This is a genomic window from Limnohabitans sp. (genome assembly GCF_023910625.1).
Classification (GTDB): Bacteria; Pseudomonadota; Gammaproteobacteria; order Burkholderiales; family Burkholderiaceae_C; genus Limnohabitans_A.
The window spans coordinates 1,460,897-1,476,192 of the sequence record NZ_JAAVVW010000003.1 but is presented as its reverse complement, the minus strand read 5'-3'; the positions used below and the strand labels follow the sequence as shown (position 1 = coordinate 1,476,192).

Here is a 15,296-nt window from a genome sequence, read left to right as displayed (position 1 = left end):
GCTAAAGGCGTCCAGAGATTGGAAACTTAAGCTGCCCCCAACACCAACTGCATCGCCAGTTGGTTGTGCCGCTCAATCAGCGGCCCCATGTCCACCGTGGCAATCTCGCCCTGGCGCACCACCACGCGCCCGTTGACGATGGTGTAGTCGGCGTTGTCGCTGGCGCACAACAGCAGCGCGCCCACCGGGTCGTGCACCGCGCCGCCCGCCATGCTGAGGGTGTCGGTGCGGAACAGGGCGATGTCGGCGCAATAGCCTGCCTTGATTTGCCCCAGTTCGTGGGCGCGACCCAGCACTTCGGCGCCGCCGCGTGTGGCCAGGCGCAGGGCGTCGCGGGGTGTCATTTCGGCGGGGCCTCGGTCACAGCCGTACACGGTGCGCCCGTCTTCAACGCGCGGTGGCTCCATGGCCCTGCCCACGCGGGCCAGCAGCATGGCTTGGCGGGCTTCGTTCAGCAGGTGCGCCGCGTCGTTGCTCGCGCTGCCGTCCACGCCCAGACCAATGGGCACGCCTGCATCGAGCATTTTGCGCAGCGGCAAGATGCCGCTGGCCAGGCGCATGTTGCTGCAGGGGCAGTGGGCGATGCCGGTGCGTGTTCGGGCAAACAAATACGTGCCTTGGTCGTCCAGCTTCACGCCGTGGGCGTGCCACACGTCGTGACCCACCCAGCCCAGGTTCTCGGCGTATTGCGCCGGCGTGCAGTTGAATTTTTCTTTCGTATATGCGACGTCGTGGTCGTTTTCGGCCAGGTGGGTGTGCAGGCGCACGCCGTGGGTGCGGGCCAATTTGGCAGATTCGCGCATCAGGTCCTGACTCACGCTGAAGGGTGAGCAGGGGGCCACGGCCACATGCGTCATCGATCCGTAGCTGGCGTCGTGCCAAGTCTCAATCAGGCGCTGGGTTTCTTTCAAGATGGCGGGTTCTTTTTCGACCACGCTGTCGGGCGGCAGGCCACCTTGCGACTGCCCCACGCTCATGCTGCCGCGTGTGGCGGTGAAGCGCATGCCCATGGTGTGCGCCGCTTCGATGCTGTCGTCCAGCCGCACGCCGTTGGGGTAGATGTAGAGGTGGTCAGAGCTGGTGGTGCAGCCGCTCAGCTGCAGCTCGGCCATGGTCACCTGGCCTGAGACACGCACCATTTCAGGCGTGAGGCCCACCCAGATCGGATAAAGGCCCTGCAGCCAAGAAAACAACTCGGCGTTTTGCACCCCCGGAATCGCCCGCGTGAGCGACTGGACCATGTGGTGGTGCGTGTTGATCAAGCCCGGCACCACCACATGGCGGCGGGCGTCGATCACTTCGTCGACTTGCTTGACCAGTTCGTCGGTGTTTTCAGTGGCGGAAATGATTCGCTCGATGCGGCCATCGCGTATCAGGAGCGAGGCGTCTTGGAGTTCGGTGTTCGCATCGTCCATGGTGGCGATGCAGCGGGCGCGGTGGATGAGCAGCGTGGTCATGGGACGAACTTTACCTGCCGTGGGGCACAATTTGCCCATGCAAGACGCCCAGCCCCACATCTCCAGCTTGACCCAAGATCCCTCTGCCTTTTTGAAAGCGCTTTACGACGTGGCGGTGCAACGTGCCTTGCCGCTGCACAACACGGCGGCCCATTTGCCTGCTCCGCCAGATCCTGCCAAGGGCCGCACCCTGGTGCTGGGCGCTGGCAAGGCGGGCGGGGCGATGGCGCAAGCGGTCGAGGCCCTGTGGCCCCAGGACGCGCCACTGTCGGGTCTGGTCGTCACGCGCTATGGCCACACCCCGCCGCGTCCGGCGGGCTTGCCAGCGCGCATCGAGGTGGTCGAGGCCTCGCATCCGGTGCCCGATGCTGCAGGGTTGCTAGCGGCTGAGCGGATTTTGGAACTCACCAAAGGCCTGACCGCCGACGACCTGGTGCTGTGCCTGATTTCGGGCGGCGGCTCGTCTTTGCTGACTTTGCCCGCCGATGGCATCAGCTTGCAGCTCAAGCAAGACATCAATCGCCAACTGCTCGCCAGCGGGGCCAATATTTCTGAGATGAACTGTCTGCGCAAACACCTCTCGCGCATCAAGGGCGGGCGTCTGGCGGCCGCTTGCGCGCCTGCGCGGGTGGTCACGCTCACGATCAGCGATGTGCCGGGCGACGACCCGTCCATCATCGCCAGCGGCCCCACCGTGCCCGATGCCAGCACCTGCGCCGATGCGCTGGCCATTCTCAAGCGCTATGCGATCAACGTGCCCGACTCGGTGCTGCAGGCCTTGCAGTCGGGCGTTTGGGAAACGCCCAAACCTGGCTCGCCCGTGTTTGTGGGCCACAGCGTGCACATGATCGCCACGCCTCAGCAGTCGCTCGAGGCGGCAGCCGCTGCAGCGCGTGAGATGGGGCTGAACGCCTACATCCTGAGTGACGAGATTGAGGGCGAGTCACGCGAGGTGGCCAAGGTGCACGCGGCGCTGGCGCGTGCGGCGGCCAAGGGGCTGGGGCCTTTTACCAAGCCTTGCGTGATTTTGAGCGGCGGCGAAACCACGGTGACCATCAAGCCCCAGCCAGCGGGCACGCCCCGTGGGCGCGGTGGGCGGGCGGGCGAGTTTTGCATGGGCTTGGCGGAGGCCTTGCAAGGCCAGCCGGGCGTCTGGGCGCTGGCGGCCGACACCGACGGCATCGACGGTATCGAAGACAACGCCGGCGCGCAAGTGACCCCTGATACGCTGGCACGTGCTGCCGAAAAAGGGCTAAAAGTGAGCGAACACTTGCAGCGCAACGATGCTTACGGCTTCTTTGAGCCGCTGGGCGACCTGGTCATCACCGGGCCTACGCACACCAATGTGAACGACTTTCGGGCGATCCTGGTGAGATGATGGGGCCTCATTGATTTGCGTCAAAGCCCACAGGCTGGGGCTCTGGCACATTGGGCTCCACCATGTTGGATACCTCTTTGCCCCCTTTGTCCGAACCCGCAGACCCCGTGTTAGCAGGCACTGTGTTGCTGCACCGAGGTGACGCGGTAGACCGCATCGTGCATGTCATGCAGGGGCGCGTGGTGCTGGGGGTGATGGCGGATGGCCACATGGCGCACCAGTTGGGCGTGGTGGAAGGACCCTTCTGGCTAGAGGCCGCATCGGGCTTGCTGGGCTTGCCGCACGCGGTTGACGCGGTGGCCGAGACCGAGGTGCATGTGCAGTACGTGAGCGTGCCCGACTTTGTGGCCGAAGTGCAGGCTTTGCCCGAGGCCTCGCAGAACCTGCTCATGGACATGGCGCGTTCGCAGCGCCAACAAAGCGAACTGGCCGTCAGTCGAGTGGCCAAAGACGCCGATGCGCGATGCGCCGAATGGCTGCTGCGACACGCCCAAACCACCGATCAGTCGGGCAGTTTGGCCGTGAAGCTGACAGAGCGCAAACGCACCATCGCAGCGCAACTGGGCATCGCCCCTGAAACCTTTTCGCGTGTGCTGCGCCACTTGCGCGAGCGCCAGCTCATCAGTGGCAGCGGCCGCGTGCTAGGCTTACCCAACCCGCAAGCCCTTCGGGACTTGGCCGGGGTGTGACGGGTTCGGTACTACATCTGAAGACAACTTGGCGATGGTGACAAACAAACCTTATCTCAGTGACATTGAACTGCCCAGGCGTGCCGATCTGGACGCTTTGCGTGGCCTGACCCTGTTGGAATTCGGCACCGATTGGTGCGGGCACTGCCGCGCCGCAAAACCCTTTTTGGAGGAAGCGCTTGCACAGCACCCGCAATGGCAGTATCTGAAAATTGAAGACGGCCCAGGCAAAGCGCTGGGCCGCAGTTACCGGGTCAAGCTCTGGCCTACGCTGGTGCTGTTGCAAGATGGGCAAGAAGTGGGGAGGTTGGTTCGGCCCACAAATGTGCAGGAGTTGCTGGTCGCTTTGTCCGTTTGAGACTTGCTCGGTGGCTTATCCGGCCAGCAAAGCTCCCGCATCTTCGTACCAGAACATCAGCGCGGCGTCGTAGCTTTCCCACACACAGCCATTGCAGCCGCGCCCGCAGCATGAAGTGGGCTCGGGTGGCGGTTCGCGGAAGTCGTGGCCTGCAGCTTGCAGGCGTTCTTGATACTGCGCAATGCCCCGGCGCACGGATGCGCGCTGGGACATGGACGGGTCGATGACGGGGTGCTCTTCGTTCGAGGTCATGCCCGATTGTCGGTCAGCGTGTTGCTATCGACCGATGTTCACGGGCTGCCCCTGCACCACCGTGTGCGCAATCAAGCGTTCATCGCCCAGCACGATCAGCGCAAACAGCCATTCGGCCAGCGTCTCGGTTTGTGCGGTTCGGCGCGCCAGCAGCGGCGTGGCTTGGGGGTTGAGCACCACAAAGTCGGCTTCGCAGCCGGGCAGCAGGTTGCCCACTTTCCCGCTCAGACCAAGCGCATCGGCGGCCCCCGCCGTGTGCTGCCACCACAGGTGCTCTGGCGCGAGGCTGATGCCGGGGCGGCCCACACTTTGCCTGGCCACGGTGTAGGCCGCGTGCATGGTGTGAAAGGGGCAGAAACTGGTGCCGCCGCCCACATCGCTGGCCAATCCGTAGCGCAGACCTGCCTCGTCTGACGCGGTGTAGTCAAAAAAGCCGCTGCCCAAAAACAGGTTGCTGGTGGGGCTGACGGCAGCCGTTGCACCGACTTCGGCCATCCGACGGCGGTCGGCTTCGTCCAAATAAATGCAGTGCGCATACACCGAGCGCTGGCGCAGGAGACCGGCGCAGTCGTACACATCGAGGTAGCTGCGCGCATCGGGAAACAGTTCGTGCACCCAGCGAATTTCATCGAGGTTTTCGGCCACGTGCGATTGAATCCACACGTCGGGGAATTGCTGCGCGATCTCACCCGCACCGTGCAACTGGGCCTGTGTGCTGGTGGGGGCAAAGCGCGGCGTGATGGCGTAGCCCAGGCGGTCCACGCCGTGCCAGCGGCGAATCAGGGCTTCGGTCTGGCGCAGGCTCAAGTTGGTGTCGGTGTCGCGCAGGCCGTCGGGGCTGTGGCGGTCTTGCAGCACTTTGCCGGTGACCATGCGCAGACGGCGTTTTAGCGCCTCGGCCATGAACACATCGACCGATTCGGGGTGGGCGGTGGCGAAGCACAGGGCGGTGGTCACGCCGTGGCGCATCAGTTCGTCCATGAAAAACGAGGTCACTTCATGGGCGTAGGCGGGCTCTGAAAACTGCTTTTCGTGTGGAAAGGTGTAGTGCTCCAGCCATGGCAGCAGGCCCTCGGCAGGCGAGCCAATGACATCGGTTTGAGGGTAGTGGATGTGCAGATCAACAAAGCCAGGCGCGATGCACAGGCCGGGCCAGTGGGTCACGGGCAGGCCGGGGTACTGCTTGGACAGCTCGCGGTAGGGGCCGATCGCCTGGATGCGCACGATGCCATCGGCTTCACGGGAGGTGACCAGCAGGCCGTCGGCTTCGAGGCGGGCTTTGGGCTGGGCAGGGTCGGCGAACCAGAGCAAGCTCGCTCGCCAAGCTTGGTGTTCGGTCAGTTGGGCGTCGTGGCGCATGGTGCGGGTGAGTCTGAATACGGGGATAAACACCCGGGAAAAGCGGGTGTTGGCAGTGGTACATTGTGCGGCAATCTCTTGGCTTGCAAAGCTCAGATCGCCGCTTTGGGCACGGACTTTGCAAGTGGCTTATCAGACCCCTCCATCGCACCCGACATGACCACCCCCCTTTTGTCTTTACAGGGCATCACCAAACGCTACCCCGGCGTGGTGGCCAACCAGGACGTGTCGTTGACCGTGATGCCGGGCCAGGCCCATGCCGTGCTGGGCGAAAACGGCGCGGGCAAGTCCACGCTGATGAAAATCATCTACGGCTCGGTCAAGCCCGACGAGGGCCAGGTGTTTTTCAAGGGCCAGCCGGTCAGCATCCGCAACCCGCAAGAAGCGCGCAAGCTGGGCATCAGCATGGTGTTTCAGCACTTCAGCCTGTTTGACACGCTCACCGTGGCCGAAAACGTCTGGCTGGGGCTGGACAAAACCCTGAGCTTGGCCGAGGTGACCGAGCGCATCGTGGCCAAGGCCAGCGAGTACGGCTTGGACCTGGAGCCCGAGCGCCCGGTGCACACCTTGAGTGTGGGCGAGATGCAGCGGGTGGAAATCATCCGCGCCTTGTTGACCGAGCCCAAGTTGTTGATTTTGGACGAGCCGACTTCGGTGCTGACGCCTCAAGCGGTCGAAAAACTCTTTGTGGTGCTGCACAAGCTGGTCAGCCAGGGCGTCAGCATTTTGTACATCTCGCACAAGCTGCATGAGATTCGGGCGCTGTGCAGCGCTTGCACCGTGCTGCGCGGCGGCAAGCTGACGGGCGTGTGCGATCCGCGTGAAGAGTCCAACGCCTCGCTCAGCCGCTTGATGATCGGGGCCGAGCCACCCGCTTTGAAGCATGTGGCGCGCGAGCCGGGTGCGGTGGTTTTGTCGGTCAAAGGTTTGAGCTTGACGCGCCAAGACCCGTTTGGGGTGGACCTGGACGGCATTGATTTGCAGGTGCGTGCGGGTGAGGTGGTGGGCCTGGCGGGCGTGTCGGGCAACGGCCAGAAAGAATTGATGTGGGCCTTGTCGGGGGAAGACACCCGCGCGGGCGTGCAGTGCGGCGCGGCCAGCGTGAGCTTGTTGGGCCTGCCGGTGGCGGCCCTGGGGCCGGTGCCGCGCAGGCAGATGGGCCTGCATTTTGTGCCCGAGGAGCGGCTGGGCCGGGGCGCTGTGCCCTCGCTCAGCTTGTCGCAAAACCTGCTGCTCACGCGCAGCGAGGCCGTCGGCGCGGGCGGCTGGGTGCGCATGGGCGCGCTGGCCGATCAGGCCCGCAGCGTCATTGAGCGCTTCAAGGTCAAGGCGTCTGGCCCGGATGCCGCAGCGCAGTCGCTGTCCGGTGGCAATTTGCAAAAGTTCATTGTGGGGCGCGAGATCAGCGCGACCCCGAAGCTGCTCATCGTCTCGCAACCCACTTGGGGCGTGGACGTGGGCGCGGCGGCGCAGATTCGCGCCGAGATTTTGGCGCTGCGCGACGCGGGTTGTGCCGTGTTGGTGGTGAGTGAGGAGTTGGAAGAATTGTTTGAGCTGTCTGACCGATTGCATGTGATCGCCAAGGGGCGTTTATCGCCCTCGGTGGTACGGGCCGAGGCCACGGTAGAACGCATTGGCGAGTGGATGAGTGGCCTGTGGCCCGACGCCGCTGCCAAAGCACAGGAGGCGCAGCATGCTCAAGCTTGAAATGCGGCCCCAGGCCTCGCGGCTGTGGACTTATGCCTCGCCCGTGCTGGCGCTGGTGCTGACGGTGCTGCTGGGTGTGGCGCTGTTCATGGCGCTGGGCAAAGACCCGGTGCGCGGACTGCAAATGTTCTTTTGGGAGCCCATCAAAAGTGGCTATGCCTTGGGCGAGTTGATGGTCAAGGCCACGCCTTTGCTGATCATTGCGCTGGGTTTGTCGGTGTGCTTCCGGTCCAACGTGTGGAACATCGGGGCTGAGGGGCAGTTTGTGATTGGCGCGGTGTGCGCCGGGGGCATGGCGCTGTTGGCCGACAAAGACACGGGCCGCTGGATCGTGCTGGCCGTGTTGCTGGCGGGCGTGCTGGGGGGCATGTTGTGGGCGGGCCTCACGGCGTTGCTGCGCGACCGCTTCAACGCCAACGAAATCCTGGTCAGCCTGATGCTGGTGTATGTGGCCGACATGGTGCTGGGCTATTTGGTCTATGGCCCCTGGAAAGACCCGGCGGGATTTAACTTTCCGCAGACCAAAACCTTCGAGGCGGTGACGCAGATCCCGCGTTTGATGGACGGCTCACGCGTCAGCGTGGGCTTGTTGATGGCGCTGGTGGGCGCGGGCTTGTTGTGGGTGTTCTTGTTTCGCACCCGTGCCGGGTTTGCCCAGCAGGTGGGCGGGCTGGCCCCGGCGGCGGCGCGCTATGCCGGCTTTTCTTCGCGCAAGGCGCTGTGGGTGGCCTTGCTCACCTCAGGCGGTGCGGCAGGTTTGGCGGGCGCTTTGGAAGTGGCGGGCCCCATCGGGCAACTGACGCCCTATGTGCCTGCGGGCTACGGGTTTGCCGCGATCATCGTGGCCTTTGTCGGGCGCTTGCACCCGGCGGGCATGGTGCTGTCGGCGGTGCTGATGAGCATGTTCTACATCGGCGGCGAGTTGGCCCAATCGCGCTTGGGGCTGCCCAAGTCGATCACCGGCGTGTTCCAGGGCTTGCTGCTGTTTTGTTTGTTGGCGTGTGACACGCTGGTGGCCTACCGCTTGCGCTGGGTGGCTGCCAATGTGTCAGCGCCCAAGAAAGGGGGCGTGTGATGGAGTCGTATGCATTGCTGATCGCCGCCACCCTGAATGCGGGTACGGTGCTGGCCATTGCCGCTTTGGGTTTGCTGATCAATGAAAAAGCCGGGGTGGTGAACCTGGGCGCTGAGGGCCTGATGCTGTGCGCGGCGATTGCCGGTTTTGCGGCCGTGGTACACACTGGCAACGACTGGCTGGGCTTTGCGGCGGGAATGGGCGCGGGCGCGGTGCTGGCGGCCATTTTTGGGGTGCTGGTGATTTGGCTGAACACCAACCAGTACGCCACGGGTCTGGCGCTGAGTTTGTTTGGCGTGGGTTTTTCGGCCTTTGTGGGCATTGGTTATGTGAAGGAAAAGCTGCCGGACCGGCCCCATTTTGCGGTGCCTTATCTGGCCGACATCCCGCTGGTGGGGCCTGCTTTGTTCAAGCAGCACCCGCTCGTTTATGGGGCGATGGCGCTGGTTTTGGCCCTGATTTGGTTCCTGTACAAAAGCCGCACCGGTTTGGTGCTGCGCGCCGTGGGCGAGTCGCCCGCTTCGGCGCACGCTTTGGGCTACCCGGTGCGCCGCATCCGTTTGGCGGCGGTGGTGGCCGGGGGCGCTTTGTGTGGTTTGGCCGGGGCCTACATCTCGGTGATCTACACCCCGCTGTGGGTCGAGGGCATGGTGGCGGGCAAGGGCTGGATCGCCTTGGCTTTGACCACCTTTGCCACCTGGCGTCCGGCACGTGTATTGCTTGGGGCTTACCTGTTTGGTGGCGTGACCATGCTGCAGTTCCATTTGCAGGGCGTGGGCGTGCAAGTGCCCAGCCAGTTGCTCACGGCGCTGCCCTACATCGCCACCATCGTGGTGCTGGCCCTGATCTCGCGCAACCCCACCTGGATTCGCGTGAACATGCCAGCCTCGCTGGGCAAGCCCTTTTATCCCGGTTCATAATTGCTTTTTTTCAACCCCCCGTAACCCTGTTCCAAAGGACATGACATGACAGACCTCTCCAAGCGATCCATCGTCAAGATGGTGGCCCTGACCGCTGTGGCCGCCGCCGCACTGGTCGGCTGTGGCAAAAAAGAAGAAGCTCCCAAAGCTGAAGCACCCGCTGCGGCCAAGCCTGAGCCTTTGAAGATCGCGTTTGCCTATGTCGGCCCTGTGGGCGACGGCGGCTGGACTTTTGCGCACGACAACGGTCGCAAAGAAATCGAAAAAGCCTTCGGCGACAAAGTGGTCACCACCTTCGTTGAAAAAGTGCCAGAAAGCGCTGATGCCGAGCGCGTGATCCGCGACATGGCGGCCCAAGGCAACAAGCTGATTTTTGGCACCACGTTCGGCTACATGGAGCCCATGCTCAAAGTCGCTGCAGACAACAAGGGCGTCAAGTTTGAGCACGCCACCGGCTACAAAACCGCCGAGAACATGCGCACTTACGACAGCCGCACCTACGAAGGCGCTTACATGGCTGGCGTGATTGCCGGCAAGATGACCAAGACCAACGTTTTGGGCGTGGTGGCTTCCATCCCAATCCCCGAGGTGATTCGCAACATCAACAGCTACACCATGGGCGCGCAGTCGGTGAACCCCAAAATCAAGACCAAAGTGGTCTGGGTCAATGAGTGGTTCAACCCACCGAAAGAGTCCGAAGCCGCCACCTCGCTGATCAACGGCGGCGCGGACGTGCTGATGCAAAACACCGACTCGTCGGCTGTGCTGCAGACCGCCGAAAAAATGGGCAAGCGTGGCTTTGGCTGGGATTCGGACATGACCGCCTACGGCCCCAAAGCCCACTTGGGCTCGGCCGTGATCAACTGGGGCCCCTACTACGTCAAGGCCGTGGGTGAAGCCCTGGAAGGCAAGTGGAGCACCGGTTCGAGCTGGTGGGGCGTGAAAGAAGGCGCGATCGAGATGGTCAACGTGGCCGCTGACGTGCCAGAAGACACCAAAAAGCGCATCGCTGAGATCAAAGCCGGTCTGAAAGACGGCACATTCTCCATCTGGAAAGGCCCGATCGTGGACCAGGCCGGTAAGGAAATGCTGGCCAAAGACGCGGTCGCCGACGACAAGTTCTTGGGCGGCGTGATGTTCTACGTCAAGGGCGTGGAAGGCAAGATCCCGGGCAAGAAGTGAGCTGCCCCCTTCACTTTGAAGTGATCTGACTGGCCGCCCGTTGCAAAACGGGCGGCTTTTTTTTGATACCCTGAGCCCCTTGCCTACACCACCAAGGCCCAAGCTTTGTTCAACCACCTCGAAGCCCCCACCGCCGCCCGCAGAAGCTGGCGGCAAATCGTGTCTGACTTTGGCAGCACCTATGCCGCCAACGCGCTGATCGGTTTTATCTTTGCCGCCACCGGCCCGGTGGCCATCATTTTGTCGGTGGGCACCGGGGGAGGCCTCTCGCCCCAAGAGCTGGCGTCCTGGGTGTTCGGGGTGTTCTTTGTCAACGGCCTGGTCACCTTGTTCATGAGTTGGCGCTATACCACGCCGCTGGCGTTTGGCTGGACGATTCCGGGCACTGTGCTGGTCGGCCCGGCCTTGCAGCACCTGACCTTTCCCGAGGTGATCGGTGCCTTTTATGTGACCAGCGCTTTGGTGCTGGTGTTGGGGCTGACGGGCTGGGTCAAGCGCGTCATGGCGGCGCTGCCCATGCCGATTGTCATGGGCATGGTGGCCGGGGTGTTCTTGCGCTTTGGCCTCGATATCGTGCGGGCGCTGCAAAGCGATGTGGCGATTGCGGCCCCGATGGTGGCCGTATTTTTGTTGCTCTCGGCCAAGGCTGATTGGGGCAAGCGCTTGCCTCCCGTTATTGGGGCTTTGTTGGTGGGGGCTTTGGCCGTGGCACTGTCTGGCAGGCTGGACGCCGCTGCTGTGGGGCAATTGACTTTGGCGCAGCCCGTCATCCAGGCCCCGGTGTGGTCGTGGGCGGCTATGCTGGAGTTGGTGGTGCCCTTGGCCATCACGGTGCTGGTGGTGCAAAACGGGCAGGGCGTGGCGGTGCTCAAAAACGCGGGGCATGAGCCACCTGTGAACGCCATTGCCGTGGCCTGCGGTGTGGGCGCAGCCGTGAGTGCAGTGTTCGGTGCCGTTAGCACTTGCCTGACGGGTCCGACCAATGGCTTGCTCACTTCTTCTGGCGAGAAACCGCGCCACTACACCGGGGCACTGATGTTCGGCGCGCTGGCGCTGATGTTCGGCCTGATGGCGCCCACCTTCACCGGCTTGATGCTGGCCGCACCCAAAGAATTCATCATGGTGCTGGGTGGTCTGGCCATGTTGCGGGTGCTGCAAGGCGCGTTTGTGGCCTCGTTTGGTGCGGGCAAGTTCTCACTGGGCGCTTTGGTCAGCCTGCTGGTCACGGTGGCCGATATCGGCCTGTTCAACATCGGCGCGGCCTTCTGGGGTTTGGTGGTCGGGTTTGCGGTGTCGTGGTGGATGGAACGGGGCGACTTTCGCAAGGCCTGATGGGCAGATACGGATGGATGGACGCATGATCGAGAAAGTCAACCAAGGCGTTTACGCCCTGCACAACCCCGCCGGCCTGCATCTGGGCAACTTCAAGTGGATCCAAGGCCAGTGGAAGTTCAAGGCTGTGGGTTACGGGCCGTCGGGTCAGGTGATGCCCGGCGGTGGCCCTTTGACCGATCGGCACAACACCACGTTTGACCAACTGGACGAATCCCTGATTCGGGCAGCGTTTTTCAAGGAGGAATGAGCATGTTCAAAGTCCACGCGGTTTCCCATTCGCGTTTGCCCGAGTTGCTGCGCGCCATGCCCAAGGCCGAGCTGCACATCCACATCGAAGGCTCTTTGGAGCCCGAGCTGATTTTTGTGCTGGCCAAGCGCAACGGTGTGCAACTGCCTTATGCCGACGTGGCCGCCTTGCGCAGCGCCTATGCCTTCACCAACCTGCAAAGTTTTCTGGACCTGTATTACGCCGGGGCCAGCGTGCTGCTGCACGAGCAAGACTTTTACGACATGGCCTGGGCGTATTTTGAAAAAGCCGCCGCCGACCATGTGGTGAGGGCCGAGCTGTTTTTTGACCCGCAAACCCACACCGCACGCGGCGTGGCCATGGGCGCGGTCATCGAAGGCCTGCACCGCGCCTGCCGCGATGCGCGCACACGACTGAACATCAGCGCCGATTTGATCTTGTGTTTCTTGCGCCACCTGCCTGAAGACGACGCTTTGGCCACACTCGAAGAAGCCATGCCCTGGCGCGAACACTTCATCGGCGTGGGGCTGGATTCGAGCGAGCTGGGCCACCCGCCCGAAAAGTTTGCCCGCGCCTTCGCCCGTGCCCGTGAACTGGGCCTGCATGTCGTGGCCCACGCGGGCGAAGAAGGTCCACCCGCCTACATCTGGAGCGCCTTGGACGTGCTGAAAGTCGAGCGCATCGACCACGGCGTGCAAGCCATCCACGATGCTGCGCTGATGAAGCGACTGGCTGAAGAACAGATGCCGCTCACGGTGTGCCCGCTGTCCAACCTCAAGCTGTGTGTGTTCAAAAACCTGGCCGATCACAACCTGGGGCAGATGCTGGACGCTGGTCTGTGCGTGACCATCAATTCGGATGACCCGGCTTACTTTGGGGGCTACCTGAACGACAACTACCTGCAGACTTTTGCCGCGCTGCACCTGAACGCCCAGCAAGCCTACAAATTGGCCGCCAACAGCATTGAGGCGAGCTTCGCGGCAGAAGAAGACAAGCACCGCTGGATGCATGAACTGAAAGCGTGTTTTCAGGGGTTTGCGGAGCAGGATTGAAAGCGTTGCCTGTCAAAATGGCGCGATGTTCAAGCAAGAATCTCAGCACACCGAATGGAAAGAAACCTGGCGCGATGACTATCTGCGTTGGGTGTGCGGCTTTGCCAATGCGCAAGGCGGGCGCTTGCTGCTGGGGGTGAACGACAAGGGCCAAGTGGTCGGCGCGCCTGATGCCGCCAAGCTGCTGGAAGACTTGCCCAACAAGGTGCGCGACCTGCTGGGGATCGTGGTGGATGTGAATCTGCACACCGAAGCTGACTTGCCTTACCTAGAGGTGGTGGTGCAGGCTTACCCCAACCCGATCAGCTACCGGGGCCATTACTACATGCGCAGCGGCAGTACGCTGCAAGAACTCAAAGGTGCGGCGCTGGACCGGTTTTTGTTAGGTCGCCATGGCCGCACTTGGGACGGCGTGCCGCTGCCCCAGTTCAGCCTGGACGATGTTTCGGCCCCGGCCATGGCGCGGTTTCGCCAGTTGGCCCAGCGCAGCGGGCGGCTCGATGCCGAGACGCTGGCCTATACCTCTGCGGACAGCGATGCCCATTTGCTGGACAAGTTGCGGCTGAAAGAAGGCGCGTATTTCAAACGTGCCACGGCCTTGTTGTTTGCGGCCGACCCGCAGCGCTTTGTGACCGGGGCCTTTGTGAAGGTGGGTTTTTTTGAGTCTGAGACCGAGCTGCTGTACCACGACGAGGTGGAGGGCGATTTGTTCCACCAAGTCAAGAACACGCTGGATTTGTTGCTGACCAAATACCTGAAGGCGGTGATCTCGTACGACGGCATTGTGCGGGTGGAGACCTTTCCGGTGCCGCGTGCGGCGCTGCGCGAAGCACTGCTGAATGCACTGGTGCACCGCGACTATGCGGTGGCCGCGCCCGTGCAGATTCGGGTGTACGAAGACCGCTTGCGCATGTGGAACCCCGCTGTGTTGCCCGAGGGCTGGACGCTGGACACGCTGCTGGGCGCGCATTCGTCCAGCCCATACAACCCGGCGATTGCGAATGCTTTTTTCAGAGCGGGCGAGATTGAGGCCTGGGGCCGTGGGGTGGAGCGGATTTTTGCGGCTTGCGAAGCGGCGGGCACGCCCAAACCTGTGCTGCGCTATGACCCTTACGACATGTGGCTGGAGTTCCCGTTTGACCCGGCCTATTTGAAGGTGCTCAGGGCGGGACAGGGACAGACCGAACAAGTCGAGGCCCAAGTCACCCCCGAAGTCACCCCCGAAGTCACCCCCGAAGTGGTGCGTATGTTGAAGTTGCTCAAGGGCGAGATGAGTCGCGTTGAGTTGATGAGCGCTTTGGGTCTGAAAGATGAGAAACATTTCCGTACGCATTACCAGCAAGTGGCGTTGGCTTTGGGTGTGCTGGAGATGACAGTGCCCGATAAACCCAACAGCCGCTTGCAAAAATACAGACTGACGCAAGCCGGTCATGGTTGGGTTGCCGGACGGGGTTAAACCATAACAAGAGGGGGCGTGATGCGTTTGGCATTTGTTTCAGATATTCATGGCAATTTGGCGGCTTTAGACGCCGTGATTGCCGACATGAGTCACCGGGAAATTCAGTGTGTGGTGAATTTGGGTGACAGCTTGAGTGGCCCATTGCTTCCCCTTGAGACCGCAGCCCGACTTCAAAATTTGCCATGGCTGCATGTCGCAGGTAACCATGAGCGCCAGTTATTGAGCTTGCCGATCGAGCGTCAGAATTTTTCGGATGCCTACACATCAGGTCAATTGAATCCGTTGGTCAAAAATTGGTTGGCGTTGCATGCTGACTCGGTGGACCCCCGGCTGCACACGGCACAAATTTGGCCTGAACAATTGGGCCATGATGTGGCGCTGTGCCATGGCAGTCCTCGCAGCGACATCGAATATTTGTTGGAAACACCCGAAGGCGAAGCGGCCCGCTTGGCAAGCGAGACAGAGATTGAAGAGCGTTTGGAAGGACGAATACCCGAACACATCAGCTTGCTGGCCTGCGGTCACAGCCATGTGCCCAGGGTGGTTCGCTTGAGTTCTAAGTTGCTCATCATCAACCCGGGCAGTGTTGGCTTACCTGCATACGATGACGACCATCCTTACCCCTTTTCCCCGTTCCATCGCATAGAGAACGGCAGCCCCGATGCACGTTATGCGGTGGTCGAAAAATCGAATGGGCACTGGCGTTGTGATTTGATCAGTGTGCCCTATGACCATGAATCCATGGCGCTTTTGGCAGAAAAGCGCGACCGTCCTGATTGGGCGCATGCATTGAGAACTGGGTGGATGCTCAGGGTTTGAATTGAGG

The 15,296-nt window shown here is 62.2% G+C and carries 15 protein-coding genes; 12 read left to right on the top strand and 3 right to left on the bottom strand.

The window, feature by feature from the left end; genetic code table 11:
* Positions 1–26: 26 nt before the first annotated feature.
* Positions 27–1,457 carry an 8-oxoguanine deaminase gene (locus HEQ17_RS10325; protein WP_296292662.1) on the bottom strand — a complete coding sequence of 477 codons (1,431 nt, stop codon included), beginning with the start codon at positions 1,455–1,457 and terminating at the stop codon, positions 27–29.
* A 37-nt stretch (positions 1,458–1,494) separates the two neighbouring features.
* Here HEQ17_RS10325 and HEQ17_RS10320 point away from each other — a divergent pair, with 37 nt between their 5' ends.
* The 3 genes from HEQ17_RS10320 to HEQ17_RS10310 all read left to right on the top strand — a co-directional run bounded on the left by HEQ17_RS10320 (position 1,495) and on the right by HEQ17_RS10310 (position 3,882).
* The gene (locus HEQ17_RS10320; RefSeq protein ID WP_296293728.1) at positions 1,495–2,835 is read left to right on the top strand and encodes a glycerate kinase; all 1,341 of its coding nucleotides are present in this window, start codon (positions 1,495–1,497) and stop codon (positions 2,833–2,835) included.
* Between the two features lie 62 nt (positions 2,836–2,897).
* On the top strand, positions 2,898–3,524 hold the full coding sequence (locus HEQ17_RS10315) for a Crp/Fnr family transcriptional regulator (RefSeq protein ID WP_296292661.1): 627 nt from the start codon (positions 2,898–2,900) through the stop codon (positions 3,522–3,524).
* Positions 3,525–3,558: 34 nt separating this feature from the next.
* Positions 3,559–3,882 carry a thioredoxin family protein gene (locus HEQ17_RS10310; protein WP_296292660.1) on the top strand — a complete coding sequence of 108 codons (324 nt, stop codon included), beginning with the start codon at positions 3,559–3,561 and terminating at the stop codon, positions 3,880–3,882.
* 15 nt (positions 3,883–3,897) lie between these two features.
* On the opposite strand, the gene HEQ17_RS10305 is transcribed toward HEQ17_RS10310, so the two are convergent.
* Together HEQ17_RS10305 and guaD are read right to left on the bottom strand one after the other, a co-directional pair.
* The gene (locus HEQ17_RS10305) at positions 3,898–4,095 is read right to left on the bottom strand and encodes an oxidoreductase-like domain-containing protein (protein ID WP_296293727.1); all 198 of its coding nucleotides are present in this window, start codon (positions 4,093–4,095) and stop codon (positions 3,898–3,900) included.
* 63 nt (positions 4,096–4,158) lie between these two features.
* A complete protein-coding gene (guaD, locus tag HEQ17_RS10300; RefSeq protein WP_296292659.1) occupies positions 4,159–5,493 on the bottom strand; it encodes a guanine deaminase in 1,335 nt (444 codons plus the stop codon).
* Positions 5,494–5,649: 156 nt separating this feature from the next.
* Here guaD and HEQ17_RS10295 point away from each other — a divergent pair, with 156 nt between their 5' ends.
* The 9 genes from HEQ17_RS10295 to HEQ17_RS10255 all read left to right on the top strand — a co-directional run bounded on the left by HEQ17_RS10295 (position 5,650) and on the right by HEQ17_RS10255 (position 15,289).
* Entirely contained in the window at positions 5,650–7,200 is a 1,551-nt protein-coding gene (locus HEQ17_RS10295) for an ABC transporter ATP-binding protein (RefSeq protein ID WP_296292658.1), read from the top strand.
* On the top strand, positions 7,187–8,275 hold the full coding sequence (locus HEQ17_RS10290) for an ABC transporter permease (protein ID WP_296292657.1): 1,089 nt from the start codon (positions 7,187–7,189) through the stop codon (positions 8,273–8,275). The genes HEQ17_RS10295 and HEQ17_RS10290 overlap by 14 nt, the downstream gene beginning before the upstream one ends.
* A complete protein-coding gene (locus HEQ17_RS10285) occupies positions 8,275–9,195 on the top strand; it encodes an ABC transporter permease (RefSeq protein WP_296292656.1) in 921 nt (306 codons plus the stop codon). The genes HEQ17_RS10290 and HEQ17_RS10285 overlap by 1 nt, the downstream gene beginning before the upstream one ends.
* A 45-nt stretch (positions 9,196–9,240) precedes the next feature.
* The gene (locus tag HEQ17_RS10280; protein WP_296292655.1) at positions 9,241–10,377 is read left to right on the top strand and encodes a BMP family ABC transporter substrate-binding protein; all 1,137 of its coding nucleotides are present in this window, start codon (positions 9,241–9,243) and stop codon (positions 10,375–10,377) included.
* 105 nt (positions 10,378–10,482) lie between these two features.
* Positions 10,483–11,709: a benzoate/H(+) symporter BenE family transporter gene (locus tag HEQ17_RS10275; RefSeq protein WP_296292654.1), complete on the top strand. Its 1,227-nt coding sequence runs from the start codon at positions 10,483–10,485 to the stop codon at positions 11,707–11,709.
* A 25-nt stretch (positions 11,710–11,734) separates the two neighbouring features.
* Entirely contained in the window at positions 11,735–11,959 is a 225-nt protein-coding gene (locus HEQ17_RS10270; RefSeq protein WP_296292653.1) for a hypothetical protein, read from the top strand.
* A 2-nt stretch (positions 11,960–11,961) separates the two neighbouring features.
* Positions 11,962–13,011, top strand: a complete 1,050-nt coding sequence (locus HEQ17_RS10265; protein ID WP_296292652.1) for an adenosine deaminase — start codon at positions 11,962–11,964, stop codon at positions 13,009–13,011.
* Between the two features lie 25 nt (positions 13,012–13,036).
* Positions 13,037–14,467 (top strand): Fic family protein, encoded by a 1,431-nt coding sequence (locus tag HEQ17_RS10260; RefSeq protein ID WP_296292651.1) that lies wholly within the window; start codon positions 13,037–13,039, stop codon positions 14,465–14,467.
* Positions 14,468–14,488: 21 nt separating this feature from the next.
* The gene (locus HEQ17_RS10255) at positions 14,489–15,289 is read left to right on the top strand and encodes a metallophosphoesterase family protein (RefSeq protein WP_296292650.1); all 801 of its coding nucleotides are present in this window, start codon (positions 14,489–14,491) and stop codon (positions 15,287–15,289) included.
* Positions 15,290–15,296 lie beyond the last annotated feature (7 nt).

Excerpts from the sequence above, each read along its gene's own strand:
- HEQ17_RS10325 (WP_296292662.1), bottom strand. The coding sequence starts at position 1,457 with ATGACCACGCTGCTCATCCACCGCGCCCGCTGCATCGCCACCATGGAC.
- HEQ17_RS10320 (WP_296293728.1), top strand. The coding sequence starts at position 1,495 with ATGCAAGACGCCCAGCCCCACATCTCCAGCTTGACCCAAGATCCCTCT.
- HEQ17_RS10315 (WP_296292661.1), top strand. The coding sequence starts at position 2,898 with ATGTTGGATACCTCTTTGCCCCCTTTGTCCGAACCCGCAGACCCCGTG.
- HEQ17_RS10310 (WP_296292660.1), top strand. The coding sequence starts at position 3,559 with ATGGTGACAAACAAACCTTATCTCAGTGACATTGAACTGCCCAGGCGT.
- HEQ17_RS10305 (WP_296293727.1), bottom strand. The coding sequence starts at position 4,095 with ATGTCCCAGCGCGCATCCGTGCGCCGGGGCATTGCGCAGTATCAAGAA.
- guaD (WP_296292659.1), bottom strand. The coding sequence starts at position 5,493 with ATGCGCCACGACGCCCAACTGACCGAACACCAAGCTTGGCGAGCGAGC.
- HEQ17_RS10295 (WP_296292658.1), top strand. The coding sequence starts at position 5,650 with ATGACCACCCCCCTTTTGTCTTTACAGGGCATCACCAAACGCTACCCC.
- HEQ17_RS10290 (WP_296292657.1), top strand. The coding sequence starts at position 7,187 with ATGCTCAAGCTTGAAATGCGGCCCCAGGCCTCGCGGCTGTGGACTTAT.
- HEQ17_RS10285 (WP_296292656.1), top strand. The coding sequence starts at position 8,275 with ATGGAGTCGTATGCATTGCTGATCGCCGCCACCCTGAATGCGGGTACG.
- HEQ17_RS10280 (WP_296292655.1), top strand. The coding sequence starts at position 9,241 with ATGACAGACCTCTCCAAGCGATCCATCGTCAAGATGGTGGCCCTGACC.
- HEQ17_RS10270 (WP_296292653.1), top strand. The coding sequence starts at position 11,735 with ATGATCGAGAAAGTCAACCAAGGCGTTTACGCCCTGCACAACCCCGCC.
- HEQ17_RS10265 (WP_296292652.1), top strand. The coding sequence starts at position 11,962 with ATGTTCAAAGTCCACGCGGTTTCCCATTCGCGTTTGCCCGAGTTGCTG.
- HEQ17_RS10260 (WP_296292651.1), top strand. The coding sequence starts at position 13,037 with ATGTTCAAGCAAGAATCTCAGCACACCGAATGGAAAGAAACCTGGCGC.
- HEQ17_RS10255 (WP_296292650.1), top strand. The coding sequence starts at position 14,489 with ATGCGTTTGGCATTTGTTTCAGATATTCATGGCAATTTGGCGGCTTTA.